The sequence below is a fragment of the Arthrobacter sp. CAU 1506 genome (genome assembly GCF_005047635.1).
In the GTDB taxonomy this organism is placed as follows: Bacteria; Actinomycetota; Actinomycetes; order Actinomycetales; family Micrococcaceae; genus Crystallibacter.
The window spans coordinates 16,114-40,458 of record NZ_SUKC01000017.1 but is presented as its reverse complement, the minus strand read 5'-3'; the positions used below and the strand labels follow the sequence as shown (position 1 = coordinate 40,458).

General features: G+C 65.6%; 28 protein-coding genes and 1 riboswitch. Of the genes, 17 read left to right on the top strand and 11 right to left on the bottom strand.

Annotated elements, in window-relative coordinates:
- Positions 1 to 135 precede the first annotated feature (135 nt).
- Positions 136 to 696 (bottom strand): type 1 glutamine amidotransferase domain-containing protein, encoded by a 561-nt coding sequence (locus E4J89_RS16445; RefSeq protein ID WP_136787301.1) that lies wholly within the window; start codon positions 694 to 696, stop codon positions 136 to 138.
- Positions 697 to 791: 95 nt separating this feature from the next.
- Here E4J89_RS16445 and E4J89_RS19460 point away from each other — a divergent pair, with 95 nt between their 5' ends.
- Both E4J89_RS19460 and E4J89_RS16440 read left to right on the top strand, forming a co-directional pair.
- The gene (locus E4J89_RS19460; RefSeq protein WP_169304037.1) at positions 792 to 968 is read left to right on the top strand and encodes a hypothetical protein; all 177 of its coding nucleotides are present in this window, start codon (positions 792 to 794) and stop codon (positions 966 to 968) included.
- A 94-nt stretch (positions 969 to 1,062) separates the two neighbouring features.
- Positions 1,063 to 1,362, top strand: a complete 300-nt coding sequence (locus E4J89_RS16440) for a hypothetical protein (RefSeq protein WP_136787300.1) — start codon at positions 1,063 to 1,065, stop codon at positions 1,360 to 1,362.
- Position 1,363: 1 nt separating this feature from the next.
- Here the strand turns inward: E4J89_RS16440 and E4J89_RS16435 are convergent, their stop codons facing one another.
- From E4J89_RS16435 to E4J89_RS16425, 3 genes are all read right to left on the bottom strand, one after another.
- The gene (locus E4J89_RS16435) at positions 1,364 to 1,912 is read right to left on the bottom strand and encodes a DUF488 domain-containing protein (protein WP_136787299.1); all 549 of its coding nucleotides are present in this window, start codon (positions 1,910 to 1,912) and stop codon (positions 1,364 to 1,366) included.
- Positions 1,913 to 1,924: 12 nt separating this feature from the next.
- Positions 1,925 to 2,347: a lipopolysaccharide assembly protein LapA domain-containing protein gene (locus E4J89_RS16430; protein WP_136787298.1), complete on the bottom strand. Its 423-nt coding sequence runs from the start codon at positions 2,345 to 2,347 to the stop codon at positions 1,925 to 1,927.
- A 125-nt stretch (positions 2,348 to 2,472) separates the two neighbouring features.
- A complete protein-coding gene (locus E4J89_RS16425) occupies positions 2,473 to 3,267 on the bottom strand; it encodes a hypothetical protein (protein WP_136787297.1) in 795 nt (264 codons plus the stop codon).
- Positions 3,268 to 3,384: 117 nt separating this feature from the next.
- Between E4J89_RS16425 and glsA the strand changes: the two genes are divergently transcribed.
- Positions 3,385 to 5,199, top strand: coding sequence for a glutaminase A (gene glsA, locus E4J89_RS16420; RefSeq protein WP_136787296.1), 1,815 nt, complete (start codon positions 3,385 to 3,387; stop codon positions 5,197 to 5,199).
- A gap of 2 nt (positions 5,200 to 5,201) precedes the next feature.
- Here the strand turns inward: glsA and E4J89_RS16415 are convergent, their stop codons facing one another.
- Positions 5,202 to 6,665, bottom strand: a complete 1,464-nt coding sequence (locus E4J89_RS16415; protein ID WP_136787295.1) for an aldehyde dehydrogenase family protein — start codon at positions 6,663 to 6,665, stop codon at positions 5,202 to 5,204.
- 425 nt (positions 6,666 to 7,090) lie between these two features.
- A riboswitch (cyclic di-AMP (ydaO/yuaA leader) is annotated at positions 7,091 to 7,257 on the top strand.
- 3 nt (positions 7,258 to 7,260) lie between these two features.
- On the opposite strand from E4J89_RS16415, the gene E4J89_RS16410 reads away from it, so the two are divergent.
- From E4J89_RS16410 to E4J89_RS16400, 3 genes are all read left to right on the top strand, one after another.
- A complete protein-coding gene (locus E4J89_RS16410; RefSeq protein WP_240691937.1) occupies positions 7,261 to 8,154 on the top strand; it encodes a C40 family peptidase in 894 nt (297 codons plus the stop codon).
- Positions 8,155 to 8,504: 350 nt separating this feature from the next.
- On the top strand, positions 8,505 to 9,977 hold the full coding sequence (locus tag E4J89_RS16405; protein WP_240691949.1) for an MDR family MFS transporter: 1,473 nt from the start codon (positions 8,505 to 8,507) through the stop codon (positions 9,975 to 9,977).
- 300 nt (positions 9,978 to 10,277) lie between these two features.
- Positions 10,278 to 12,110 carry an HNH endonuclease signature motif containing protein gene (locus E4J89_RS16400; RefSeq protein WP_136787294.1) on the top strand — a complete coding sequence of 611 codons (1,833 nt, stop codon included), beginning with the start codon at positions 10,278 to 10,280 and terminating at the stop codon, positions 12,108 to 12,110.
- A gap of 79 nt (positions 12,111 to 12,189) precedes the next feature.
- Here the strand turns inward: E4J89_RS16400 and E4J89_RS16395 are convergent, their stop codons facing one another.
- A complete protein-coding gene (locus tag E4J89_RS16395; RefSeq protein ID WP_136787293.1) occupies positions 12,190 to 12,573 on the bottom strand; it encodes a hypothetical protein in 384 nt (127 codons plus the stop codon).
- A gap of 101 nt (positions 12,574 to 12,674) precedes the next feature.
- Between E4J89_RS16395 and E4J89_RS16390 the strand changes: the two genes are divergently transcribed.
- The 3 genes from E4J89_RS16390 to E4J89_RS16380 are packed head-to-tail and all read left to right on the top strand — an operon-like array spanning position 12,675 to position 15,665.
- On the top strand, positions 12,675 to 13,748 hold the full coding sequence (locus E4J89_RS16390) for a hypothetical protein (protein ID WP_136787292.1): 1,074 nt from the start codon (positions 12,675 to 12,677) through the stop codon (positions 13,746 to 13,748).
- Positions 13,749 to 13,779: 31 nt separating this feature from the next.
- Positions 13,780 to 15,012, top strand: coding sequence for a histidine kinase (locus tag E4J89_RS16385; RefSeq protein ID WP_169304036.1), 1,233 nt, complete (start codon positions 13,780 to 13,782; stop codon positions 15,010 to 15,012).
- The gene (locus E4J89_RS16380) at positions 15,009 to 15,665 is read left to right on the top strand and encodes a response regulator transcription factor (protein ID WP_136787290.1); all 657 of its coding nucleotides are present in this window, start codon (positions 15,009 to 15,011) and stop codon (positions 15,663 to 15,665) included. The genes E4J89_RS16385 and E4J89_RS16380 overlap by 4 nt, the downstream gene beginning before the upstream one ends.
- A gap of 10 nt (positions 15,666 to 15,675) precedes the next feature.
- Here E4J89_RS16380 and E4J89_RS16375 read toward each other — a convergent pair whose 3' ends face one another.
- Complete coding sequence (locus E4J89_RS16375; protein WP_136787289.1) at positions 15,676 to 16,041, bottom strand: DUF3040 domain-containing protein; 366 nt, start codon at positions 16,039 to 16,041, stop codon at positions 15,676 to 15,678.
- Between the two features lie 322 nt (positions 16,042 to 16,363).
- On the opposite strand from E4J89_RS16375, the gene E4J89_RS16370 reads away from it, so the two are divergent.
- The 3 genes from E4J89_RS16370 (at position 16,364) to E4J89_RS16360 (ending at position 18,515) form a co-directional block, all read left to right on the top strand.
- The gene (locus E4J89_RS16370; RefSeq protein WP_136787288.1) at positions 16,364 to 16,780 is read left to right on the top strand and encodes a hypothetical protein; all 417 of its coding nucleotides are present in this window, start codon (positions 16,364 to 16,366) and stop codon (positions 16,778 to 16,780) included.
- Complete coding sequence (locus E4J89_RS16365; protein WP_136787287.1) at positions 16,777 to 17,598, top strand: family 1 encapsulin nanocompartment shell protein; 822 nt, start codon at positions 16,777 to 16,779, stop codon at positions 17,596 to 17,598. Before E4J89_RS16370 ends, E4J89_RS16365 begins: the two co-directional genes overlap by 4 nt.
- Before the next feature lie 266 nt (positions 17,599 to 17,864).
- On the top strand, positions 17,865 to 18,515 hold the full coding sequence (locus tag E4J89_RS16360; RefSeq protein WP_136787286.1) for an SDR family oxidoreductase: 651 nt from the start codon (positions 17,865 to 17,867) through the stop codon (positions 18,513 to 18,515).
- Positions 18,516 to 18,599: 84 nt separating this feature from the next.
- Here E4J89_RS16360 and E4J89_RS16355 read toward each other — a convergent pair whose 3' ends face one another.
- Entirely contained in the window at positions 18,600 to 18,902 is a 303-nt protein-coding gene (locus E4J89_RS16355) for a DUF4193 domain-containing protein (protein ID WP_136787285.1), read from the bottom strand.
- Positions 18,903 to 19,221: 319 nt separating this feature from the next.
- Positions 19,222 to 19,971, bottom strand: a complete 750-nt coding sequence (locus E4J89_RS16350) for a M50 family metallopeptidase (protein ID WP_136787284.1) — start codon at positions 19,969 to 19,971, stop codon at positions 19,222 to 19,224.
- Between the two features lie 67 nt (positions 19,972 to 20,038).
- On the opposite strand from E4J89_RS16350, the gene E4J89_RS16345 reads away from it, so the two are divergent.
- Both E4J89_RS16345 and E4J89_RS16340 read left to right on the top strand, forming a co-directional pair.
- Positions 20,039 to 20,653 (top strand): GyrI-like domain-containing protein, encoded by a 615-nt coding sequence (locus E4J89_RS16345; RefSeq protein WP_136787283.1) that lies wholly within the window; start codon positions 20,039 to 20,041, stop codon positions 20,651 to 20,653.
- Between the two features lie 239 nt (positions 20,654 to 20,892).
- Positions 20,893 to 21,321 carry a DoxX family protein gene (locus E4J89_RS16340; protein ID WP_136787282.1) on the top strand — a complete coding sequence of 143 codons (429 nt, stop codon included), beginning with the start codon at positions 20,893 to 20,895 and terminating at the stop codon, positions 21,319 to 21,321.
- Between the two features lie 112 nt (positions 21,322 to 21,433).
- Here the strand turns inward: E4J89_RS16340 and E4J89_RS16335 are convergent, their stop codons facing one another.
- The gene (locus E4J89_RS16335) at positions 21,434 to 21,778 is read right to left on the bottom strand and encodes a helix-turn-helix transcriptional regulator (RefSeq protein WP_240691948.1); all 345 of its coding nucleotides are present in this window, start codon (positions 21,776 to 21,778) and stop codon (positions 21,434 to 21,436) included.
- 200 nt (positions 21,779 to 21,978) lie between these two features.
- On the opposite strand from E4J89_RS16335, the gene E4J89_RS16330 reads away from it, so the two are divergent.
- On the top strand, positions 21,979 to 22,398 hold the full coding sequence (locus tag E4J89_RS16330) for a MarR family transcriptional regulator (protein ID WP_136787280.1): 420 nt from the start codon (positions 21,979 to 21,981) through the stop codon (positions 22,396 to 22,398).
- A gap of 37 nt (positions 22,399 to 22,435) precedes the next feature.
- Positions 22,436 to 23,302, top strand: a complete 867-nt coding sequence (locus E4J89_RS16325; RefSeq protein WP_136787279.1) for a class II glutamine amidotransferase — start codon at positions 22,436 to 22,438, stop codon at positions 23,300 to 23,302.
- A 125-nt stretch (positions 23,303 to 23,427) separates the two neighbouring features.
- Here E4J89_RS16325 and E4J89_RS16320 read toward each other — a convergent pair whose 3' ends face one another.
- Complete coding sequence (locus E4J89_RS16320; RefSeq protein WP_136787278.1) at positions 23,428 to 23,904, bottom strand: thioesterase family protein; 477 nt, start codon at positions 23,902 to 23,904, stop codon at positions 23,428 to 23,430.
- A 110-nt stretch (positions 23,905 to 24,014) separates the two neighbouring features.
- Here E4J89_RS16320 and E4J89_RS16315 point away from each other — a divergent pair, with 110 nt between their 5' ends.
- Entirely contained in the window at positions 24,015 to 24,329 is a 315-nt protein-coding gene (locus tag E4J89_RS16315; RefSeq protein WP_136787277.1) for a hypothetical protein, read from the top strand.
- Positions 24,330 to 24,345: the final 16 nt, after the last annotated feature.

Genomic DNA, 24,345 nt, shown 5'->3' with positions numbered 1-24,345 from the left:
GCGCCGGGTAATCGGTAGCGCTCGAAAAAATGTGGTGTGCAAAAGCATCTTTTGCACACCACATTTTTATGGGCCGCCGCCCCCCACCCCTTGGCGTTTCAGCGCTCGGGTGGGCATCGCCGTCGACCTTAGTAATTACGTGGTCTCGGCGAGTACTTCCTTGATTCCGTCGACGAACTGGTCCAAGTCGCCGGGGTTGCGGGAGGTCACCAGCGTCCAGCCGTGTTCCCGGTCGATCACCACGGGCTCGTCGTCCCATCGACCGCCGGAGTTCATGATGTCCGCCTTGAGCGAGATGTACGAGGTCAGCGTCTTGCCCCGGGTGCGTTCGGTTTCCACCAGCAGCCAGGGCCCGTGGCAGATCGCGGCGATCGGCCGGCCGGATTCGGAGAAGGAGCGAACGATTCCCTGGGCATCCGGGTCCAGCCGCAGCGCGTCCGCGTTCAGCGTGCCGCCGGGCAGCACCAGCAGGTCGTAGTCGCCGTCGGAAACATCGGGCAAGGGCTTGTCTACCGGGATTTTCTCGCCGCGTTCCCAGTCCCCGACCAGGGTTTCCACCTCGCCGGCCTCGGGCGCCGCGACGAGGACGTCGACGCCGGCGGCACGGAGCTTTTCCACCGGAACTTTCAGTTCGTCCTGCTCAACGCCGCGGTTGCTGACCGCAACCAAGACCTTTTTACCTGCAATTTCGGGCATGGTTTTCCGTCCTTCCTTCAGGGATGTTCGGACTCTTCCCACCTTGCCACCGCTGGGAAGCGAAGCCAAGGGCCCTGCCACCTGCTGGCGGCCAGGTGCGCGACGACCGCTTCGTGGCTCCTGCGGCTCCGCGTTCGGCGCTTGCTGTCCATGTTCAGCAGGAACTGTCCACGTTCGGCACGGCCCAAGCTCCTGACCTGCGGCAATGCCGAACGCTCGCGCAAAACATGGACACCTTCCGGGTCCCGGCCGACGACGCCGGCGGCGGCTGAAGGTCTGCTCCAGGGCTTGCGCTGGCCGGCATCACTGGGGGGCAGTCGGACGGCTGGGCGCTAGGCTGGAAGCCCCGAACGTCAGGAGAGTTCCATGGCTTCTATTGCCCCTACCCTGTTGACCAGCGCCGGCCTGATCGGCGGCTTCCAGACTGCCCGTGCCACCAAGAACCGACCACTCGGCGGAGCCGTGCTGGCCGCGGCCGGCGCCGGTGCCTTTGCTCTTTGGAAGCGCGACGCCGGTGCGGGCCGGGCCGCTGCGCTCACCGCCGGATATTTGGCCGCTTTCGGGCTGTCCCACCCACTGGCCAAGAAGTTCGGCGCCTGGCCGTCCGTCTATACGGTGACCGCAGCGACGGCGTTGGCGTCACTGGTCTTTGGCCGCAAGCGCTGACCTAGTCTTCCGGACGGTCCCAGTAGAGCTGGCCGTCGGCGCTTCTGGCGCCGGCTGACGGCTCATGCCGTGATTCCTTGCCACCCGGCAGCAGGTGCACGACGTCAACTCGGTGCAAGACGACCAACACGTCGGAGATGAGCCGGCGGTGGCACCGCCACCACACGCTCTCGCTGCACATGATGGCAACTTCGGCGGCCTCGGCATCCACCAGCAGGCGCGCCAGACCGTCCGCGAACTGCGGGGTACGGGTGTAGGCGGCATAGGCGCGGAAGGCGGCAACCCGCCACCAACTGTCGGGTTCCGGCTCCCCCGCTGCAATCCGGCGTCGCCCACCCAACGCTTCTTCCCAGCGGTAGCCGAGACCGGCATCGCGAAGCCATCCGGCGAGCGCCTCCCGACCCATCTCCGGGTGCTTGCGACTGCCCGGGAATCGGCGCACGTCAACGACTTTTTGCACGCCGGCATCCTTGAGCAGTGCAGCCAGTTCGTCAGGCGTGCTGGTGCCGTGACCAAACGTGAACAACCGGCGTGGAACGTCCTGGCCCATCGGCAACGAAAGCTACCGGCGGGCCGATCCGCGCGTCTTGCGATCCCGCAGCCGCAACTGGATGATGCGGGCCGCACCGGCGGCTGCCACCACAATCCCGCCGGCGACCGCGGCAATGAACAGCGCAAGCCCCAGGCCAACCTGCCCCTCGAAGCCGAAATAGCGCAAGAGGACTTGGTCCTGATTCTGAGCGATAAAGATGATCAGCAGCACCAGCAGGATCAGCGCGATGACAACCGAGGTCCAGATCATCCCCAGCCGTGTGTTCCGCTGGTTCGCCTGCTTGCTCTTCGGCCGACCGCTGACCGGTCCGCCGGTCCCCGGCTCGACAGCGTCCGAGTCCCCGCGGCCGGAGCCGCCGGACCGTCCCGTAGCCGATCGGCCGCCCTCAGCCTCGACGCCATCCGGCCCGGAGCCCTGCGGATTAGAAGCCATGACTGTCCCGCCTTTCGCGGCTGCCGCCTTTTCCCACAGCGTAGACGAACAGCCCGCCGGGCAACACCGGGCGCAGACCGCCGAAACCCTGTGTGCCGCTACTTCACGGCCGGTCTTCGCTCCTTTTACTCTGCGAGGTTGCTGCGCAGGAGCTTGAAAAAACGCTTCTGGTACTCCGGCCATTCATCGCTGGCCAGCACGTGTTCAATGCTGTGCCGGACCCACTCGCCGTCCCAGTAGCCCAGCTTGACCAGCTGCGGCAGCAGGACGGACAGCCGGCGGTTTTCCCGCGGATTGGCTTCATCGAACTGCATGGCGCTGGCGCCTTTGATGCCGGGCACGTGGAACAGCTCCTTCAGCGTCACGTTGATCAGCCCGGGCCGTTCCCCCAGAAACTTCAGGAAGTTGATGCGCTGCACCTGCGTCTCGCCAAGCAGGAGCAGCATCGCCCCGCGCTGTGCCGGTGCGGGGACCAGCCCGTCACGGACCCAGTCAAACATTGCTTCAACACCGCGGTTGCGGTCCCAGCCTTTCGGGTTCCGTTCATAGCGGGCCGACCAGGATTCAACGAACAGCTCCAGCCGGTCGGGAAACAGCGCCGGCGGCGCATCGCGGGCCACCTTGCGGTCGGTGTAGGACAGGTCGGCGGACCGTTCCGCGCCGATGCAGGCCATGTGTGCGATGTCGGCGGCGGCCCAGTGCTCTGCCGTCAACGGGCCCAGCCACCAGCCGTCCGGGGAGCGTGCGCCGGTCGGTTCCGCCGACACCACCAACCGGAGCTTCCTTACCAGGGACTTCTGCCGGCGCTTTTCGTCGTCGTCCATTGCTGCCGCGTAAGCGAGCGTCCCGGCCCGGTCACCGGACGCCAGCAGGCCGAACAGCGGATTGTGGTCGGCCGATGGCGGCAGGGCATCACTCATGCAGCCAAATTTAGCCCGCCGCGAGCATCCGCTGAGTGAGCGGCGGGACCCGTTTTCAGGCCGGCTCCACCCCGGACCCGGCCGGTCCCGACATCCGGACCGCATAGGCTGGCAAGCATGGACTCCCCTATCCAGAGCTACCTGCGCACCTTGCACGCCGAGCTCAGCGGGCTCAAGGACGGCAAGCCTTATGCCGGCATACCCGGGATGGCAGGCGCAGACCCGGACAAGTTCGCCATCTGCCTGGCCACAGTGGACGGCTACGTGTATGAGGTCGGCGATTCCGGCGAAGAGTTCACCATCCAGTCCATCTCCAAGCCCTTTACGTACGGGCTCGCGCTGTCCGATCTGGGTTTGGATGCGGTGGACCAAAAGGTGGATGTGGAGCCGTCGGGCAACGCGTTCAACGAGATCTCGCTGGCTCCCGGCACCGGCCGCCCTGCCAATGCCATGATCAACGCCGGGGCGCTGACCGCCACCTCGCTGATCAAGGGCAGCGGCGGCAAGACCGGCTTCCGGCGCATCCTGGAGCACTATTCGGCCTTCGCCGGCCGCGAACTGTCGGTCAGCGAGCGCACCTACCAGTCGGAGGCACGGCACGGCTACCGCAACCGGGCGCTGGCGCACCTGCTCCGCTCCTTCGAGATCATCGAGCAGGACCCGGACCCGGTGGCGGAAGACTACTTTCGGCAGTGCTCGGTGCTGGTCACCTGCCGCGACCTGTCCGTCATGGCCGCCACGCTGGCCAACGGCGGCACCAACCCGCTGACCGGCAAACAGGTGCTGGACCTGGAGGTGGAGGAACGGGTCCTCTCCGTCATGGCCACCTGCGGCATGTACGACGACGCCGGGGCGTGGCTTTCGGACGTGGGCATGCCGGCCAAGTCCGGAGTGGGCGGCGGGCTGCTCGCGGTACTCCCGGGCCAGCTGGGTCTGGCCGTCTATTCACCGCCGCTGAACGATCATGGCAGCAGCGTCCGCGGCGTGGAGGCCAGCCGGCGAATCTCGCACGATATGGGGTTGCACTTCGTCCGCGCCGCCCGCACCGGCCGCAATGCCATCCGGGCCAGCTACGACATCACCGACGCCCCGTCCGGCATCCGCCGCAATGACGAGGCTGCGGAAGTGCTGCGGGACAACGCCCACCGCGCCCGGGTGATCGAACTGAACGGGGACCTGTTGTTCGCCGGCACGGAATCCATGGTGCGCGAGGTCAGCGGCCTGGACGAGTCGGTGGAACTGATCATCCTGGATATGCGCCGGGTCGATGAAACCGCCCCGGTCGCCCTGGACATGCTGGAGCGGCTCCGGACATCGCTGGCGCAGGACGGACGCGGCCTGGTGCTCATCGACGGCGAAGGCGCCCTGGCACAGCGGTTCGAAGAAGACGGGCGAGCGGTGCCGTCGTTCGCCACCCGCACCGCCGCCGTCGAATTCGCCGAGGACCAGTTGATCGCCAGCTTTGGGGACGAGCTCTGCCGGCCGGCCACTGTGGACGTTGCCGACTCGCCCGTGCTCAGCCCGCTCGCCGCCGAAGACGCTGCTGCGCTCGCCGCCCTGATGGAGGAGCACAGCTATGCCGACGGCGAGGTCATCCGCCGCATCCGCCAGCGCTTCGGCGGCGTCTACTTCATCCTGTCCGGCAGCGTCGTCACCACGTCGCCGGGTCCGGCGAACAGCCGGGTCAAGCTCACCACCGTCAGCGCCGGCATGACGTTCGGCGAACTGGCGTTGGGCAGCGCCGACCGGCAGGAAACCACCGTCCGCGCCCACGGCGAGGTACGGGTCAACCTGCTCCCGGCTGAAGCGATCAGCCGGATGGAGCACGACAACCCGCGCCTCGCCGTCGAACTGTGGAAGGCGCTGACCCGCGACGCGTACGCGCATGTGGACCGCTATATGCGGGAGACGGCCGTGCGCATCCGCGACTGAGATTAGAACGGATATTGGGCGTGTCCGCTTTGTTGAATGGTGATCCAGCGCTCCTCGGTAAACGAATTGATGCCGGCCTGACCGCCGAATTTGCCGTAGCCGGATTCATGGATGCCGCCGAACGGGGCCATCGGCTCGTCCTGCACCGGCTGGTCGTTGACGTGGCTGATTCCGGTCTTGAGCCGCTGTGCCACCTCAATGCCTTCGGCCAGGTTCTCGGTGATCACGCCGGAGGTGAGCCCGTAATTCGTGTCATTGGCCAGCTTCACCGCCTCCTCCGCGCCGTCCACCTCCATCACCGTGGTGGCTGAACCGAAGATCTCCTCGGCGTAGATCCGCATTTCCTCGGTGATGCCGGACAGCACCGTCGCCGGAACCACCGCTTGGCCCGCCTTCTCCCCGCCGGCCAGCACTGTGGCTCCCTTGGCGACGGCATCGTCGATCAGTGCGTACTGCCGGTCCGCCGATACTTGACTGACCTGCGGTCCAATCACCGTGGCCTGGTTCATCGGGTCGCCAGTGGGCAGCTTGGCCACCTTCTCCGCAAAACGGCTGGAAAACTCCTCGGAGATGCTGCGGTCCACGATCACCCGGTCCACGGACATGCAGATCTGCCCGGCGTTCATGAACGAGCCGAAAGCCGCCGCCTGGACCGCGTAGTCGAGGTCCGCGTCTTTCAGCACCACCAGCGAGTTCTTGCCGCCAAGCTCGAGCACCGCCGGCTTCAGGTTCTGGGCGGCCAGCGTGCCGATGATCCGTCCCACCTTGGTGGAACCGGTGAAGTTCACGTTCCGCACACGCGGGTCGGAGATCAGCGTGCTGACCACGTCGTTCGCATCCGCGCGGTCGTTCGTGATCACGTTGAGCACACCCGGCGGCAGGCCGGCGTCCAGCAAGGCATCCGCAAGGAACAACCCACAGGCCAACGGCGCGTCCTCGCTCGGTTTGAGCACCACGGTGTTGCCCACGGCCAGCGGGATGGCCATAGCGCGGATACCCAGGATGAAGGGCGCATTCCAGGGCGAGAGCGCCGCCACCACTCCGTACGGCTGGCGGATCGAGAGCGAGAACTTCCCCGGCAGATCGGTGGCGAGCACATCACCGCGCGGCGCCGTGGTGGCTGCCGCCGCGGAGCGCAGGATGTTGGCCGCCAGCTGGATGTTGAAGCCGGCCCAGACCGCCACTCCGCCGACCTCGCCGGCCATCAGCTCGATGCCCTGCTGCATCCGGTCCTCGAGCAGATCGGCAGCTTTGAGGAAGATTTTCGACCGCTGAGTTGGAGGGGTCGCCGCCCACGCATCGAACGCTGCCGACGCCGCGTCGACGGCTCGCGTGACGTCCTCCGGACCGGCAGCGGCGACGGTCGCGTAGGAGTCCCCTGTGTAGGGACTTATGTCTTCGGTGGTTTTGCCGGAAACCGCCGGGACGTGCTCGCCGTTGATGATCAGATCTCGGGTGATGGGCATGGCGCTTCATTCCTCTCCGAAGTGGCTGGGCCACGCCGCCGGCTGCGAGCCGAAGCGCCGGCCGTTCCCGCGGCCCGGTTAATCCGGAGCCTACTCCCGCCGTCTGGGTCCCACAATGGCAGTCCTTGCGCCCTGTGGAGACGTTGCGAAGGGCCGTATTTGGTGATGATGTTCACTCGGCCGGCCCTAAATTAGGCCCTAAACTGGCGGGGACGGTGCCGGTCTGTTCCACCCCATGTAGCACACGGCCGGTGAAAATTCGGCGCAAAACGGCCGACGGGAAGTGCGATCCATCCGGCTTTCAGGTTATCCACAGGAAAATCTCAGGGCTTGGACAGTTATCGAACCGTTACGTAACGTATTCATCACGTCGGCGATCATCCGCCGCGTCCTCGGAAGGTCTTGCTGAGCTCTGCCAACCTTCCCGAGTTTGTTCGCTAGACATCTGGCAGAGGCGGGGGACCCACTTTCCGGGCCCCTCTTGGGGCCCTTGGGGTTAAGTCGCGTGGTTGGTGCCTGCCGCACTGCCGCACGACCGGGTGACTCCCATCCGAATCCGACAGCTCACCTCGTAAGCATTGGGAGAGGTTACTTCTTGCTGCTCAAAAACAACCGTGCACGCCACCGTGCCACCCCGGTCCGCAACACCACCGTGGCCGGCCTGTCCAACGCTGTTTCATCCCACGCCGGCACCGTCGGCCGCAGCGCCGCCGTCGTTACGGCTGCCGGCGGTCTGATGCTGGGCGTCGGCCTGCCGGCTAACGCCGCCGCGGACGTTACCGTTCCGACCTACGGTTCGGCCGATGTGGCTGACACTGCCGCCCCGGCCAGCTACGAGGCGGCACCCGCTGCCACCACCGAAGCTGCTTCCGACGCTGCCACCCACACCGTGGTTTCCGGCGACACCGTAGGCACGATCGCCGCCCAGTACGGAAAGAACGTGCAGGACGTACTGGCCGCCAACGGCCTGGACGCTTACACCATCATCTACCCGGGCGACCAGATCGCGCTGACCGGTTCCGGCCAGGGCACCCAGTCCGGCGGCGGCCAGGCTGCCGAGGCCGCCAGCGTTGCCACCGCGGCCACCCAGGCTGCCCCGGCGGACACCGCCACGGTCTCGCTAGCCAGCAACGACATCAAGCCTGCCTCCACCGGCGGCAACCAGAGCATCGTGGACATCGCCATGCAGGGCGTGGGCACCCCCTACGTCTGGGGCGGCACCTCCACCTCCGGCTGGGACTGCTCCGGCTTCACCCAGTGGGTTTACTCCCAGGTGGGCGTTGACCTGCCCCGCACCAGCCAGACCCAGGGCAGCGCCCTGACCCCGACCAGCAACCCGCAGCCGGGCGACCTGGTTGTACAGAACGGTGGCGCCCACATCGGCATCTACCTGGGCGGCGGCAAGATGATCAGCGCGCTGAACCCGAGCCAGGGCACCCTGGTTCACGACGTGAGCGCCATGCCGGTCTCCGGCTACTACACCATGTAGCTCACCACAGACTCCTGGGACGGATCATTCCCCCAACGACCGGCCCAGGATCACAGGGAGCCCCGTCGGCCTTGCGCCGGCGGGGCCTCTCCTCTTTAAAGAGGTCGCTCCGCAGCGACATTCCCGCGGCGGCGAGCACCGGCGTCGTGGGCGGGCAGGCGCTTGGGGCCGAGCGGGAATAGGCGACCATGACCGAGGGTTAGACTACTATTCCGCCGTTTTCGCCGGCGTTCTTGGGCCCCTAACGGCCGACCACAACAGCACGCACTCCACCCGAGGATTCTCCTGTGAGCAATGAACCGTTGACGAATAGTGCCTCGGCGCAGCCCGGACAGGTCCCGGGCGGTGGTTTGACGGCTGACGAGTCGCGCCGCAACCGCCGGGTGATCGGCATCCTGCTGGTTTCCGCGTTTGTGGTGATCCTGAACGAGACCATCATGTCCGTGGCCCTGACCGAACTGATGGAAGACCTGGACATCAGCGCCCGCGCGGCCCAATGGCTGACCACCGCGTTCATGCTGACCATGGCGGTGGTCATCCCGGTGACCGGCTTCCTTTTGCAGCGTTTCACTACACGCCAGGTATTCACCGCCGCCATGACGCTATTCTCTGCGGGCACCTTGCTGGCGGGGGTGGCCCCGGGGTTCGAAGTGCTGCTGGTGGCGCGCGTGGTGCAGGCGTCGGGCACGGCGATCATGATGCCGCTGCTGATGACCACCCTGATGAACCTGGTGCCGGCGGAGGACCGCGGCAAGACCATGGGCAACGTCTCGATTGTCATTTCGGTGGCGCCGGCGATCGGCCCGACCATCTCCGGCATCATCCTCAACGCGCTGTCCTGGCGCTGGATGTTCTGGCTGGTACTGCCGATCGCGCTGGCCATGCTGTTGGTCGGCAACCGGCGGATCCAAAACGTCAGCGAACCCCGCCAGGTGCCGCTGGATGTGCCGTCGGTGGTGCTTTCCGCGATCGGCTTCGGCGGGCTGATTTACGGCCTCAGCCAGGTGGGTTCCGGACACGGAACAACGACGGCGGGGCCCACCTCGGGTGCCGCGATGTGGATCGCGTTTGCGGCTGGCGGGGTGGCGCTGCTGGTGTTCCTGCTGCGCCAGCTGCGGCTGCAGCGCTCGGACAAGGCGCTGCTGGATCTGCGGCCCTTCCGCGCGGTCAACTTCTCCATGTCCGTGGGGCTGATGGCAGTGAGCATGGCAGCCCTGTTCGGCACCATCATTTTGCTCCCTATATATATGCAGCAGGTTTTGGGTCTGGAACCGCTGCAGATCGGCCTGATGCTGCTGCCGGGCGGTCTGCTGATGGGCTTGCTGGCACCGGCTGTGGGCCGGCTGTACGACAAGTTCGGACCGACCGTGCTGTTGGTGCCGGGAACGGTCCTGGTCAGCGCCGTGCTGTGGTACTTGTCCACGGTCACCGAGAACACCGCCCCGCTGACTTTGCTGGGCGCGCACATCGTACTCAGCCTGGGCCTGGCCCTGCTGTTCACGCCGCTGTTCACAGCCGGCCTGGGTTCGGTGCAGCGGCCGCTGTACTCGCACGGAAGCGCGATCATCGGCACCGTGCAGCAGGTGGCCGGCGCCGCGGGCACCGCCATGTTCGTCACCGTGATGTCCATGCAGACAGCTGCGCTGACCGCTGGCGGCGCCGACTCGTCGACCGCGGTGGCCGGAGGGGTGCGGGCTGCCTTCCTGGCCGGAGCCATCATCTCCGTGGTGGCCGTGGCAGCCTCGTTCTTCGTCCGCAAACCGGTGGAAGACGAAACCGCCGAGGTCGCCCAGAAACATGCGCCGGTGGCGCACGAAGCCTAACTAAAGTGCGCCGCGGCGCACTGATAATGGTCGAGTGAGCCCGCCACGCACCAGGACTGCTTGGGCTCCGCCCGCCACAGCTGATGCGGCGGTCGCTCACCTACATTGTTGTGGGCGGCGCAGCCAACGGTGCCCCCACGTTTTCAGGCACCCGTCCCGGGCATCGGCCGCCGGCACACGAGCACTACACAGGTTCCCATCGCGGGCACTTCACCTCCACAGGTACCTATAGCGGCCACCTTATCCACTCGTGAGTGCTTGGTTCTGTCCGCCCATATGCGCGCTTAATAGGCTGGATCTATGGCGATCGAGGCGCTGGCTGTGGCTCCGGGAGCAGAGCAGGATGAGTCCGCTCTGCTGGACCGGTTGCGCGCCGAAATCACTGGGTTGAACGGCCGGCTTCGGAACGGCGGGCTGACGCGCAGCACAAAGTCCGTAGCCCGGACGGCAGAGCAGGTTGAAGAGCTGGCCAATACCATTTCGCAAACCCAGCTCATCCTGGCCCGCATCATCAAAGCGCAGAACATCGCTGCCGTCGGAGAAACGGACACGCCACACGACCCCGACGAACCGAATCGTCGAAGGCACGGCGCGTATAAGACAAACGAGGACTACCTCCGGGCGAAGCTGGGCATTGCCCGGCAGGAAGCGGCGCGTCGGTTCCAACTTGCAGAGGCCACCGAAGCCAAGCCAGCGCCGGAGGGCACGCCTGTTCCGCCGCCGCGGTTGCCAGTGCTCGCCAGCGCGTTGGACGAGGGGATGGTTTCCGGCCAAGCCGCCAGCTTGATTCGCAAGGCCATCGATGGCCTGCGTAGCACCGCCGACCCAGAGCAGCTCTGCAAGATGGAAGAGGCACTGGTCAAACATGCCTCCGATTACGACGTCGACTCGCTGCGGCTCCTGATTCGGCAGTGGGAGGGCGGACTCAACCCCGGCGGCGCCGATCCCCGTCCGGCCGACCTGAAATCACGACAGGGCTTGTTTTACCGGGGCCGGCGCAACGGCCTCCACTGCTACGAGATCAACGCCACCGATGAGCAGAACGAGGTCCTGGCCACGGTCTACAACACGGCCACCAATCCCAGATTGCGGGAAGGCACCGCCACGGCCGGGACCGTAGGATACGACGTCGCCGACGCGGTCAACGTTGCAGACACGAGAAACAGGGTCGACAACACCCAAGCCGCCCCTGCAGCCGAGGGCTCCGACCCGACGGGCGGCCCCACCGACACGTGCGGCACGGTAGACCAGGGTCACGGTCACGATACGGGTCCTGATGCTTCAGCCGATTCGGTGCCGACAGACGGGCGCACCCGGCAGCAGAAGCAACTCGACGGGCTTGTCGGTGCCTGCAAGGTCGCGCTGACCACGGATCTGTTGCCGGCAGCCGGCGGACGCCGTCCCCAGTTGCTGGCCACCATTGACTACAAGGACCTGGCCTCCGACCTCGGCCGCCCGGGAGCCAGCACTTTCTCCGGACCGATCAGTGCCAAGACCATCCGCCGGATGGCCTGCGATGCGGACATCATCCCGGTGGTCCTCGCCGGCATGGGCGTGATCCTGGACGTCGGCCAGTCGCAGCGGCTGTTTCCGAGGTACATGCGGCTGGCCATCATCGCCAGGGATGGCGGCTGTGCCTTCCCCGGCTGCACTGCACCATCGCCTTGGACGGAGGTGCACCACATCCAGTGGTTTGAAAGGGGCGGCCCAACATCCACCGACAACGGCGTCCTGCTGTGCAGTCACCACCACCACCTCATCCACGAAGGAGACTGGCGGATCGAGGTCATTGACGGCGTCGCATGGTTCTTCCCGCCGCCCGACATGGATCCGGAGCGGAAACCACTACGCAATCACGTCTGGCTCAAGGATGCCCAACTGCCAGAACGACTTTCCGAGCCGGCCCTGTTGAGCATTCACTCCGGGCAATCCGCGCACCCACCCGTAGGAGATTTGGGTGGCCCTGACGTGGGCGCTCGAGGAGCATCCGTCGAACATACGGATCCACCGGAGCTCGCGGTGGAAGCAGAACTTGATATTGGCTTGGAGTCCGCCGCAGAAGCTGACAGGCCGGCCGGACGTTCCAGCCCATTCCGCGGGTGGCCAGGGCAGCCGGCAGCTCCCCCGTTCTAAGGGCGATGGGTCGCCCGGCAACGAGGGGCCGTCAGGCCCTTAGCGATCCGCATGATGAATAGGTGCGCGCGGGTAGAACTTAACCGGCGCTGTAGTCGTCGCACGCCTTTTGCATTGAGGCGACGGTTTCGGCCGGGACCTGGTCGCCGGATTCGGCGATCTGTGACATCGGGCCGGTGATCTCGTCGGGAACGCCGGCGGCGTCTGCAGCCGAGACCAGTCCGCCGAGCAGCTGCTTGTCCTCCGCGCCGATGTTGCCGTCCCGAATCGGGGCGCATGCCTGCTTGACGGCTTCGCCGACAGCGGCGTTGGCCAGGTCGGACGCGGCCTGGCTGACGGCCTCGGAAGCCGCATTGGCGGCCTGGTCGGCGGCGTCGGAGGCTGCCTGTTCGATCTGTCCACAGCCAGTGGCAACCAAGGCGACGAGCGGGAGCATCAGCAGAGCAGAGTATCGGCGAATCACCCGGCAACTTTACTATGCGGCAGTCGCAATCCCTCATTCGGGGGATGCTGCTCGCCCGGCAGCGGGATCCGCGCGCGACCGCCGGTGAGAAGACTGGCAGCATGACTACTTCAGACATACAAGAGCATCTTCCAGCGGCGCGGAACCGGTTCATCGAGCGGGTGCCGTTGATCACGGCCGTTGCGGCGGGCTGCTATTCGCTAGCCGCCGTTTTCTTCCTGCTGACGCAAGGTTCCCTGCCCCTGGTTCCCGCCGAAGCCCTGTCCCACGAATTGAATGGGCCGCTGGGCACTGTCCTCAGCTACGTCCTGCTGTCCCTAGCGATGGCGGGATGCTTGCTGGGGTTCGCCGTCCATTACCGGCTGCTTCCGGGCCGGGCCTCCGCGGCCGGAGCCACCGTCTTCGCGTCCGTCTACGCTGGCATCGCGCTGCTGGCGGTTGTCGACAGCAGTATCTTGGCGACTCTGGGGTATCTGCCGTTCCTCGCGGTCAAGTCCATCACCGATCCCGGAATCTTACAGACAGCACTCGATCTACCGTGGCCGATCGTAGGACATCAGTTGGCGTGCATTCTCGGCGTCGCACTGTGGATCCTGACCGCAGCCGTGGCCGTTCGCCGGAATTCGGGCGCGTGTGTGGCATGCGGTCGCCATTCCTCCGGCGGGGCTGTTCGACGGTGGGGAACGCCGGTGACCATCGCCGCAGCCGTCATTCCTGGTGTCTATGCGCTCACGCGTCTTGCGTGGGCGGCGGGCATGCCGCTCGGAATTGAGCCGGCCTTCCTTCAGCGCATGCAAAGCACCGGTCAGGTGTATGCCGGCCTGGGGCTGGCGATCATGGCGCTGCTGGGAGTAGGGCTGACGCTCGGCCTGATCCAGCGCTGGGGTTCGGTGTTTCCGCGTTGGATCCCCTTCGTGGGCGGCCGGAGGGTGCCGGTCCTGTTGGCTGTCATTCCGGCTGGCTTTGTGTCCCTCATCGCGGTGCCCGCCGGGGCCGAGATGATTCGTGTGTCGACCATCCGCGGTACAGGCGGCATCCCATTCGACTGGGCCAACTGGGCGACCATCGGACCGACGCTCCTGTGGATTCCGTGGGGTGTGCTGCTCGGCGCCGCCACACTGGCCTACTACCTCAAACACCGCGGGTCCTGCACACGGTGCGGACTCAGCGGATGACGTGTAGCAGGCAATGGCCGAGAATGAGCCCATGACGGAAACGGGCCGAATCCCCTTACAGCGGGCAGGGCGGATCTTCAGGCACTTCGTGTTCATGATGATCGGCGCCCTGCTCGCTGTCCCGTACATCGTTGTCTTCATCTGGGCCACCCAACTGGCCGCGGTCAGTGCGGCCAACGCTGCCGTCGCGTTTACCGTGCTGGTCCTCCTGCTCGCCGTGCCCGCCGCGCTCTCCGCAACCCGGGCGCTGGAACGAACCGCCGTCGGTGAACTCCTCGGGGTGAAACTGGCTGAACCGGCCGGTCCCGCGACTCGGCAGCGACGGATCAGGGGTGCGGTTTGGTACCTTGTCCATCTCATGGCCGGGGGCCTGACCCTCGTGGCCATCGCGTTCGCGGCCCCGCTGATCGTGGCCGTGTTGATCCTGCCGATGCTCGGCAACGCGGATTCCGCCAGCGAACTGGCGGCCGCGATCGTCCCGTTCACCGATGGCACGACGGCGGCGCTGTGGTCATTGGGGCTGGGAACCGGAGTCATTATCTTCACCATATTGACCGGCATCGCGTTGCCGCACTGGGCAACACTTCTCCTCGGCCCCTCTGCTGCCGAACATCAGGCGCTGGAAGAAGAACAGGCGCGGCTGGAAGCCAAACGGAACGAGCTTGCCCGCGAACTCCACGACTCGGTGGGCCATGCCCTGACGGTGACCACGCTGCAGGCGACTGCCGCGGAAGCCCTGTTGGGACGTGACCCCGACGGCGCAGTGCGGGCGATGCGCGCCGTTGCCGACACTGGCCGCAGCGCACTGGCCGAACTCGACCGAGTGATCGGACTTTTACGGTCTCCCGGAGAGTACCGAGACAGCTCCGCGGGACTTAGCCAGCTGCCCGGTTATTTGGACCGCATGGAAGAGCAGGGCCTGCACGTAGTCCGCCGGTTCGACAGCCAGATGCTGGCGGATGTACCGGCAGGAGCGTCGGAACCCGCGTTCAAAATCCTGCAAGAAGGACTCACCAACGCGCTCAAGTACGCTGCGCCAAGGGAGGCACTGCTGCACCTTGATTCCATTAACGGGTTCCTGCGCGTCCGACTCGAGAATCCGGTTGCCGAACCAGCGGGAGAGACCGCTTCGAGGGCCGGAGGCCGCGGCCTCGCGGGAATGCAGGAGCGTGCCAGGCTGGCGGGCGGCAGCACTCGCTCCCAACTTAACGGCGGCCGTTGGATCTTGTCCGCAGAAATCCCTTTGAAGGAGCCAGCCCGGTGAACCAGCCGATCCGCATCCTCTTAGTAGACGACGAACCGTTGGTCCGCTCCGGTCTGGCCGCCATTCTCGGTGCGCATCAGGACATCGAAGTCGTCGGTGAAGCCTCCGACGGAACTAACGTCTGGCCGGAAGTGCGGCGGCTGCAGCCGGACCTGGTCATGATGGACGTTCGAATGCCGCAGATGGACGGCATCGAGGCGACCGCGCAGATGGTGGCCTTCGGCGGCAGTCGGCCCAAGATCCTTATCCTGACCACCTTCGAAAGCGACGACTACGTTTACCAGGCGCTCAAAGCAGGCGCGGACGGCTTCCTGCTCAAACGGGCGCGGCCGGAAGAACTCCTGCACACGGTGCGTGCCGTGGCAGTCGGCGATTCCATCGTCTTCCCGGCCAAGCTTCGCGAGTTGGCCGCAGTCCATGGCAACAACGCCCCCGACCGTGTTGCTGCTGCTGGACTCAGCAGCCGGGAAGCCGAGGTCCTGCGTCATCTGGCCCGCGGATATAACAACCAGGAAATTGCGCAGACCATGTTCCTCGGTACCGAGACCATCAAGACCCACATCGGTTCGATCCTGTCGAAGCTGCGCGTCAGGGATCGAACGCAAGCCGTCATCGCGGCCTATGAATCCGGCTTCATGAACCCCGGTGGCTGAAACACCCGGCCTAGCCGTCGGCGGTGTATTTGCCGACAGCAATCAGCAGGAATCCACCCACGGCGATGGCGACGGTCCCCGTCAACAGGGCTGCGGCCACCGTTGCCGTTCCAGCAACCATCAGCCAGCTCCCCAGGCTGCGCCGCTTGGGCCGGGGCTGTTCCGGCAGGGGCGGGGTCTGCTGGCCGACGATTGGCAGCGACAGGGTGATCACCGCGCCTGCGCCGCCCGGCGGTTCGGCCTCGCTTGGGTGTCGGGTCCCGATGGGCCACGGCCTTCCGGGCATCGACAGCATGCGCGCCAATGCCGGATTTTCGGCGGCGAGATGCCGTTCGATGCTGGCTAGTTCACGCTGTTCAGCGTCAGAAAGTTTCATCGTTGGTGCCGGCCCATTCTGTGACGGACGCGGGCACCTGCGTGTGGCTGTTCATGGGAATCTCCCGGTGGGGCAACTGCTGACGGCCTTCAGAGTATGAAAATCAAAGCCCGCACAACAGTCGGTTTCACACTGTTACGCGGAGCGTCCACGCAGCCTGGAATTCAGCGCCCACGCAGCTTGGAATTCGGGTGCCAGGCCGGGCGGGTCGACTGGCCAGTCGAGCTTCGGGACCAGCCGGGCTCCGCCGCCGCCAGGGGTAGTCAGGTTGCTGGGCCGTGGCTACGCTGGCTCAGAGGCACAACCTCACGGAGGTATCCAGATGGGCTTTGACCAGTATCACGAACCCGCCCAAGAACTCTCCGCCGAGACGCGGACGTTTGCGCGGATGTGCGCCAACTTGACCGAGGAAGCCGAGGCGATCGGCTGGTACGAGCAGCGCATGTCGTTGGAGAAAGACCCGGAATCGGTCGCCATCATGGAGGACTCCTTGGCCGAGGAGTTCAAGCATTTCAGCATGGACCTGGAATTCCTGCTGCGGCGCAAACCGAAGTGGCGCAGCATTGCCCGCGGCACGTTGTTCCAGGACGGCGACATTGTGGCCAACGGCGGCGCTGCCGAGGCGGCGGCCGCGGCCGGATCCAGCCCGGAAGCACCGGACGCCGGCTCCGCGCCGCCCGGACCAGTTGGCCCTGACTCCTCGCTGGGAATCGGCAGCCTCAGGGAGGACATCGCATGACCGTCAACCATTTGCTGCGCGAGCACGCCCCGATTTCCGACGGCGGCTGGAAGCTGTTGGACCAGGAAGCCAGGGAGCGGCTCACCGTGGCCTTGGGTGCCCGCAAGATGGTCGATTTCGCCGGCCCATTCGGCTGGGAGTATTCCGCCACCAATTTGGGCCGCACGGAGCGGGTGACCGGACCGGCACCGGCCGACGGCGTGGCGGCTCGACAGCGCGGTGTGCTCCCCTTGGTGGAGGTGAGGGCGCCGTTCAAGGTGTCCCGCATGGAACTGCTGGACCATGACCGAGGAGCCGCCGATGTGGACCTGACCGATTTGGATGAGGCTGCACTCCAAATTGCCACTGCGGAGAACGCAGCCGTCTTTCACGGCTGGCGGCAGGTGGGCATCACGGGAGTCACCAGCGCCACGCCGCACGCCCCCATACCGCGCGTCCCGGACTTCAACGACTACCCCAAGCGGGTGGCCAAGGCTGTCTCGGCCCTGCTGCAGGTGGGTATCGGCGGGCCGTTCGGGCTGGCGCTCGGCCCCGGCCACTACACGGCCGTGGTGGAGGCGACCGAGCGCGGCGGATATCTGTTGTCGGAGCACTTGCGCAAGCTGCTGAGCGGACCGATTATCTGGGCGCCCGGTGTCCGCGGCGCGATCGTGATGAGCCTGCGCGGCGGAGATTTCCTGTTCGAGTCGGGCCAAGACCTGTCGGTCGGCTACGACCGGCACGACGAAGAGTTCGTCTATCTGTACATTGAGCAGTCGTTTAGCTTCCGGGTCGCCACCCCGGAAGCCGCGATTCATCTAACCGGCAGCGACGGATAGAGCCCGAAGACGTCGGAGGCGCCAGCCGTCCAGCGGGAACACGCTGACCGAAACTGGGCACCGCACCCTGCCGGACCGTCCCGCCCCAGGGCGGGCACCGGCGTCGTAGGTGGCAACGTTCCCGCCCAGCGCGTGCACCGGCGTCGTAGGTGGCAACGTTCCCGCCCAGCGCGTGCACCGGCGTCGTACTTGGCGGAGGTAACGGGCGCTGGCGTTGTCCGGGCCGGCATGCCTAAGTTGGGAAAGACCACAACGGAAGGAAGCATATGTCCCGCATTGCCATCATTGGCGGCCACGGCAAGGTCGCGCTCCACCTCTCCCGCATCCTCACCGGCCAAGGTCATCAGGTCAGTGCGCTGATCCGCAATCCGGATCATGCCGCCGATGTGCGGGACGCCGGTGCCGCGCCGGTGGTCACCGACGTCGAGACCGCCACCGCTGAGGAATTGACCGATCAACTGCGCGGGCACGACGCCGTGGTTTGGTCCGCCGGTGCCGGCGGCGGCAATCCCGACCGCACCTACGCGGTGGATCGTGACGCGGCGATCCGGTCGATGGATGCCGCATCGGCGGCCGGCGTGCAGCGGTACATCATGGTGTCCTACCTGGGTGCAGGCAAGGATCACGGAGTCCCGGAAGACAATTCGTTCTTCCCGTACGCCGAGGCGAAGGCGGCCGCGGACGAGTACCTGAAGTCGAGTTCGCTGGACTGGACGATTCTGGGTCCCAGCGCACTCACGCTGGAGCCGGCGACCGGGAAGATCCAGGCCGGACCGGGAACGCAGGGCGGTCAGGTGAGCCGGGAGAACGTCGCGATGGTCGCCGCCGAGGTGCTGGCCGTGCCGTCCACCACCGGAAAGGTGATCGAATTCATCAACGGCAGCACACCGATCAGTCAGGCCATCCGCGAGGTCTGAGTCGCCTGAGGTCCAGGCAAACCGCTTTCCTGGTTAACAACAGAACCCCGCGCTTCCATCAGCGCGGGGTTCGGAACGTGGAATTTAGCCTTCGCAGTCGCGGCAGTATTTCTCGCCGTTCTTTTCGCGGGCCACCTGGCTGCGGTGGCGAACCAGGAAACAGGAAGAGCAGGTGAATTCGTCCTCACGGGGAGGAACAACCTGCACTACCAGTTCTTCGCCGGAGAGGTCGGCACCCGGAAGGTCAATGCCCTCGGCGGTGTCCGCATCCTCGACGTCGATCAGTGCGGTCTTCGCACCGCCGGAGCGCTGGGCCTGAAGGGCTTCGAGCGACTCATTGTTGTTGTCGTCGTCCTTGTTGCGCGGTGCGTCGTAATCGGTTGCCATGCGGGTTTAGAACTCCTGATGCACTAGTTGTTTTGACCTATCTGCGAGCGCCCATCATAGCTGCTCATTCAGACATTTCAACATCGATTCAACAACGTCTCGCCGAGGGCGATAATTCCCGTCCCTCGGGAACCGCTGCACGGCGCTGTGAAGGCGGAATTTACTGTGGGCAATACCACGCTTATCAGGGGTACAGGCCTGGGTGCGGGCGGCATGGCCAGCGGCGTGTGCGGCAGCAGATTAACGGGTGCGATTTGAGGGGTGCGCACGCCACCGCAGTAAGCCGGCGTGCGTTGCGGTAATAAGGTGGGCGCAACCGTCAGAGGTTCACCACGTCGCCGATGCGGGCTACGGTTGCCACAGCCCCGGCCCAGCAGGCCAGAATGACCAAGGCGAACCCGGCCAGCCAGAACGCGGCCGGAATCCCCGTTCGCTTGGCAATGATGAACGCATCCGAATTGGCCAGCTGATGGCGGCGCCGCGTGTGCACGCTCAGCAGATTCAACCAGTCCCGCACGGCTCCAACCAGCAGCGCGACGCCAATCGCCAGAGTCACATGGCCCAGGAACTCCACCGGTGCAAACCAGACCAGCAGTTGGGAGGCAACCGCCAGCCCAACAGCAATCACGATGCCCTCGAGATTCCGGATGAACAGCAGCGTGGACAGCAGAAGGAGCGCACTCACCGACAGCGCAGCGCCAGACCAGCCGGTGAACGCCGCCCACACCAGCACCGCTCCCACCAGCGCAGGCACCGGGTATCCCCAGAACCCTGCCCAGGCCGCCGAGGCGGGTCCCGCCCCACGGCTGATCATCGCGCCGGATTGGTCGAACCGCAGGTGGATCCCGCGCACCAACCGGCCGGTGGTCAACGCCGCAAAAGCGTGCCCAAGCTCATGGACCGCAGTGACGAACAAACCGAAGTACCGCCAACTCCCGTGCGGGACCGACAAGACCAGCGCAACAGCCAGGATCAGCGCCAGCTCCAGGAGCCCGGTCTCAAGCGGCTCGCCCCGCGTAAACCCGTCGGTGATCCTGCGCCACCATTCGGCGGCGAACTGCTGCAGCATTTTCCCTCGTCTCAGCCGTGACTACGCGATATAACTAGACCACATTCGCCGACGTCGGAAAGCAAACATGGACAAGCTGGATTTCAAAAAAGACCAGAAGGAGCTCTACTCCCCGGGCAAGGACTTCCGCTTGGTCACCGTGCCGCCGATGCAGTTTCTGGAGGCAGACGGCCACGGCAATCCGAACACGTCCGAGTGGTACGGGCACGTGATCGAGGCCCTGTATTCCGTCTCCTACACCGTGAAGTTCGCCAGCAAGAAGCAGTTCGCCCGCGACTATGTGGTGGGCCCGCTGGAAGGGCTGTGGTGGGCCAACGACATGTCCGCCTTCACCCGCCGCGCCAAGGACGAGTGGTCATGGACGCTGATGATCCGCCAGCCCGACTGGCTGGGGCCGGACCAGATCAAAGACGCGATGCAGCAGGCCGCGGCCAAGAAGGAACTTCCCGCCGTGGACTCGCTCCGGTTCGGGTCCTTGGATGAAGGACTGAGCGTACAGGTCATGCATGTGGGCCCCTACGACGACGAAGGACCCGTGCTGGCCCGCCTGCACGACGAATACTTGCCGGCAAACAATCTGGAACGGACGGGACGCCACCACGAGATCTACCTGAGCGATGCCCGCAGGACCGAGCCGGCCAAGCTCAAGACCATTCTGCGCCAGCCGGTCCGCCGGGCTTGAGCTGCAGGGCTTGAGCCGCCGGGCCGTCGGGCTTGAACCGCCGGGCCGGCCCTGCCCGAAGCACGGCTCCTCCCCTTCCGCCTGTGGACGCCTTCCCGGGGCGTGCGGCTGCCCGCGAAAGCAAAAGTTGACACTTCAACATTATTTCTGTCAAGATTTAGTTGAAGCGTCAACCACTGATGCTTATCGCTCGTTCCAGACGGCCGAGTTTCCCTGACCATTGAAACGGTGACAACATCATGACTAACTCCGCTTTGACCACCACCGCACGTACCGTCCTCCGCGTTGTCCTGGGCTTCCTCTTCGCAGCCCACGGCTGGCAGAAGTTCAACGAATGGACCGTTGCCGGCACCCAGGCCGCGTTTGGCCAGATGGGCATCCCCGCCGCGGACATCGCAGCTCCGATCGTTGCCGGCCTGGAACTGGGCGGCGGCATCGCCCTGATCCTCGGGGTGCTGACCCGAGTGGTCGCCGCCCTGCTGACGCTGAACATGATCGGCGCCTTGGTGCTGGTCCACATTTCCGCCGGCGTGTTCGTGGAGGCTGGCGGCTACGAACTGGTGCTGCTGCTCGGCGCTGCCGCACTGACCCTGGCTCTGGTCGGCCCCGGCCGGATCTCGGTTGACCGCGCGCTCTTCGGCAAGACCAAACTGGCAGCCATGGCCTAACCCCAGCCTCAGACAGCAAGCCCAACGGGCAGGCGCAGCCGCAAGGCCGCACCTGCCCGTTGGGCTATCCGCCGGAGCAATGCCGGGCCGCCGGCCGCCGTGATGACCGGGCCTAAGCGGCCATCAAGATGGACGACGGCGGAGGCACGGGTTGGGTGCCATCGCTCGCTGCGGCCAACGAATTCGGCAGCACCGGCCTGGTCAGGTCCAGTACGGGCCGGCGCTCGACGGCAGCAAATTCTCGGTGCGCAGCGGCCAGGAAAGCAGCCAGCCCGGAGCCCAGCGATGTGCAGATCGCCGCAAGGATCTCCGAGGAGGCTTCTTTACGGCCGCGCTCAATCTCCGACAGGTATTGAAGGGACACTCCGGCGCAACTGGCAACGTCGTCGAGAGTGCGTCGCTGGCGTCGGCGTTCCCGGCGCAGCACAGTTCCATAGACATCGCGCAACAGCGGCACCGGTCCGGAAACGGACTGCTGCTGAAGCTTCTGAAGTTCGAGCACGGTGAACTCCCTTCTGGCTGGTTCCATCGTAGAAACCTGCCGCCCCGGAGTCAGCAGGGTCTGCTGACGGCAGAAAAGCATTCATAGCTACAGTTCCGCAGTGGATTCGATGCTTAAGGTCGATCAGCGGGAGGCCTCCCTTGTAGGGTGACGGCATGGCATCTCTACGACCCATCGGATTTTGGCTGAAGCTCGTTGACCGCCTGATCGACGAGCAGTTCGTCGCGACCTTGGAAGAACACGGCATCACGCGCCGGCAGTGGCAGCTGATGAACCTGCTGTCGGATGAACCGTCCACCGCCGACGAACTCACCCAGGCGCTGGGCCCGTTCATCCCGGAGACGGACGACGAAGGGCCGCAGGCGCCGGTAGAAGAGCTGGTGGAAAGCGGCTGGGTGAGCTCGGAAGACGGGCATTACGCGCTGACCAGTACAGGCCGGGCCAGCCTCGCCTCGCTCGGCGACGTGGTGGACCGCACGCGGGCCGTCCTGGCTCAGGGCATCAGCGACGACGAATACGATGCCACCCTAGACGTCCTGGAACGCATAGCCCGCAATCTCGGCTGGGACGGATAGGAACAAGAGCCGCCGCGACAGGACGGGGGCCGCACGGATGTGCAGGTTGTTTGGACTGCATGCGGGCGGGCATCGGGTCCACGCCACCTTCTGGCTACTGAGTGCCCCCGATAGCCTGTCCGAGCAGGGCAGGCGCCAGCCCGATGGGGCGGGCATCGGCATCTTTACCTCTCTCGGCGCTCCGATTGTCAGCCGGCAAGCCGAGTCGGCCTGGCACGGGCAGTCCTTCGAGCTGGCCGCACGGGACTTCACTTCCTCCACTTTCCTGGCTCACGTGCGGTATTCGTCGGGCAGCAAGGCCTCTGTTGCCAACACCCACCCGTTCGAACAGGACGGCCGGTTGTTTGCGCACAACGGCGTCTGCCGTGGTGTGGAACTGCTGGATGAACGGCTGCAGCGGCTTGGCGCTGCGTCCCTGGTGCGCGGCCAGACCGACAGCGAACGAATCTTCGCGCTGATCACGGCGGAAACGCGCCGCAGCCACGGCGATGTGGCCAAGGGCATCACCGCTGCACTGGGCTGGATCATCGAGACCCTGCCGCTCTACAGCCTGAATATGGTGATGACCACCCCGGAGCACTTGTGGGCGCTCCGCTATCCGGAGACCAACGAGCTGTACATCCTCGAGCGCACGGCCGACGATCCTGCCGGCCAAGGCCAACTCGATGCCCGCAGCAGCCGGATCCGGGCGCACTTTCCCGACCTGGCACGGTATCCCAGCATTGTTGTTGCCAGTGAAGTCATGGACGCCGAAGCTGGCTGGCGGCTGATGGAACCGGGGGAACTGGTCAGCGTTGGCCCGGACCTGGGCGTGGAATCGAGCAAGCCGTTTCCGTCCCGCCCCGCGTTCCCGCTGGCGCTGTCCAGCCTGGGCCGGCATGCCGCCAGCCAACGACCCGACTGACGCCAGGCGGCGGCTGCGCGGCGGCTGCGCGGCCATCCACGCCATGCGGCCGGGTCTTCGTCGCCTCGCTCACGCCAAGCAGCCGGTGCGCGGCGGGACGCAGCCGGCCCACCGCCGTCGTTGTTTCAGTGGAAGTTGGACTCGCCCAGGTAAGGCGCCAGGATCTCCCGCTGACGGTCGCTCAGGCGCAGCAGCCGGCCCGAGTCCGTGTGGAAGAACGCCAGCGTAGTTTCTGCCAGCACGCACTGTTCCGCGGTCACCGGGTCCATGATCATGTACGCAATGGTCAGGCTCGCGCCCTTGATCGCACTGATCCAGACCTCCACGTGCGCCGGGATGTTGCTGTAGTTCAGCGGCCGGACGTACTTGACCCGGTGCTCGGCCACCAGAGCTTGGGTGGATTCCGGCAGGTCGGAAAAGACCGGCAGGTCCACCTCGAGCCCGGGGCCTCCGGTTCCGGCCGGCGGGCCGAACGCGTGGATCCGCGCTTCCTCCAGGATCCGCAGGATCTCCACATTGTTGATGTGCCCGTAGGCGTCCATGTCTCCCCAACGCATCGGAACGTTGCAGGACAGGCGCTGGGCGGAAGGTGTCTCGGTCATGGCCCGAATTACTTTACCGGCCGTTTACGCTGCGGAAACTGTTTGGCATTCCGGATCCGGAACCCTATAGTGGGAGGGCGCCGCATAGTGTGATGCGCAACACAAGTCTCATGATGAATACATACGAAACAGAAGATACAGCCAGCACGGTACCGGGTTTCGACGTTTGGGTGGACGTCGAACTCCATGTCGATACCCAGCTGGGCCTCATTCAGTTCTGCCTCGAGGGCGAGCGCGTTCTGGGGTGGTCCGACGATATTGAAGCCATCGCAGCGGCAACCGCAGATTCCGTCGGTACCGCCCAGTGGTGTGAAAAATACTCCAAGCTCCTGGTGCCGAGTTCACGCAAGGGCGCGGGAAACCGCTTCTTCACCGTGACCAGGATGGACCAAGAGAACGACGACGGGGACCGCCCGGCGGCCTGACCGCGCAGGCCCGCTG

Coding starts and splice junctions, on each gene's coding strand:
- E4J89_RS16425 (WP_136787297.1), bottom strand. CDS start 3,267: ATGAGTGATGCCCTGCCGCCATCGGCCGACCACAATCCGCTGTTCGGC.
- E4J89_RS16350 (WP_136787284.1), bottom strand. CDS start 19,971: ATGCTGCAGCAGTTCGCCGCCGAATGGTGGCGCAGGATCACCGACGGG.
- E4J89_RS16330 (WP_136787280.1), top strand. CDS start 21,979: ATGGCATCTCTACGACCCATCGGATTTTGGCTGAAGCTCGTTGACCGC.
- E4J89_RS16390 (WP_136787292.1), top strand. CDS start 12,675: ATGACTACTTCAGACATACAAGAGCATCTTCCAGCGGCGCGGAACCGG.
- E4J89_RS16340 (WP_136787282.1), top strand. CDS start 20,893: ATGACTAACTCCGCTTTGACCACCACCGCACGTACCGTCCTCCGCGTT.
- E4J89_RS16435 (WP_136787299.1), bottom strand. CDS start 1,912: ATGGGCCAGGACGTTCCACGCCGGTTGTTCACGTTTGGTCACGGCACC.
- E4J89_RS16370 (WP_136787288.1), top strand. CDS start 16,364: ATGGGCTTTGACCAGTATCACGAACCCGCCCAAGAACTCTCCGCCGAG.
- E4J89_RS16315 (WP_136787277.1), top strand. CDS start 24,015: ATGATGAATACATACGAAACAGAAGATACAGCCAGCACGGTACCGGGT.
- E4J89_RS16400 (WP_136787294.1), top strand. CDS start 10,278: ATGGCGATCGAGGCGCTGGCTGTGGCTCCGGGAGCAGAGCAGGATGAG.
- E4J89_RS16325 (WP_136787279.1), top strand. CDS start 22,436: ATGTGCAGGTTGTTTGGACTGCATGCGGGCGGGCATCGGGTCCACGCC.
- E4J89_RS16365 (WP_136787287.1), top strand. CDS start 16,777: ATGACCGTCAACCATTTGCTGCGCGAGCACGCCCCGATTTCCGACGGC.
- E4J89_RS16320 (WP_136787278.1), bottom strand. CDS start 23,904: ATGACCGAGACACCTTCCGCCCAGCGCCTGTCCTGCAACGTTCCGATG.
- E4J89_RS16375 (WP_136787289.1), bottom strand. CDS start 16,041: ATGAAACTTTCTGACGCTGAACAGCGTGAACTAGCCAGCATCGAACGG.
- E4J89_RS16385 (WP_169304036.1), top strand. CDS start 13,780: ATGACGGAAACGGGCCGAATCCCCTTACAGCGGGCAGGGCGGATCTTC.
- E4J89_RS16355 (WP_136787285.1), bottom strand. CDS start 18,902: ATGGCAACCGATTACGACGCACCGCGCAACAAGGACGACGACAACAAC.
- E4J89_RS16360 (WP_136787286.1), top strand. CDS start 17,865: ATGTCCCGCATTGCCATCATTGGCGGCCACGGCAAGGTCGCGCTCCAC.
- E4J89_RS16445 (WP_136787301.1), bottom strand. CDS start 696: ATGCCCGAAATTGCAGGTAAAAAGGTCTTGGTTGCGGTCAGCAACCGC.
- glsA (WP_136787296.1), top strand. CDS start 3,385: ATGGACTCCCCTATCCAGAGCTACCTGCGCACCTTGCACGCCGAGCTC.
- E4J89_RS16345 (WP_136787283.1), top strand. CDS start 20,039: ATGGACAAGCTGGATTTCAAAAAAGACCAGAAGGAGCTCTACTCCCCG.
- E4J89_RS16415 (WP_136787295.1), bottom strand. CDS start 6,665: ATGCCCATCACCCGAGATCTGATCATCAACGGCGAGCACGTCCCGGCG.
- E4J89_RS16430 (WP_136787298.1), bottom strand. CDS start 2,347: ATGGCTTCTAATCCGCAGGGCTCCGGGCCGGATGGCGTCGAGGCTGAG.
- E4J89_RS16440 (WP_136787300.1), top strand. CDS start 1,063: ATGGCTTCTATTGCCCCTACCCTGTTGACCAGCGCCGGCCTGATCGGC.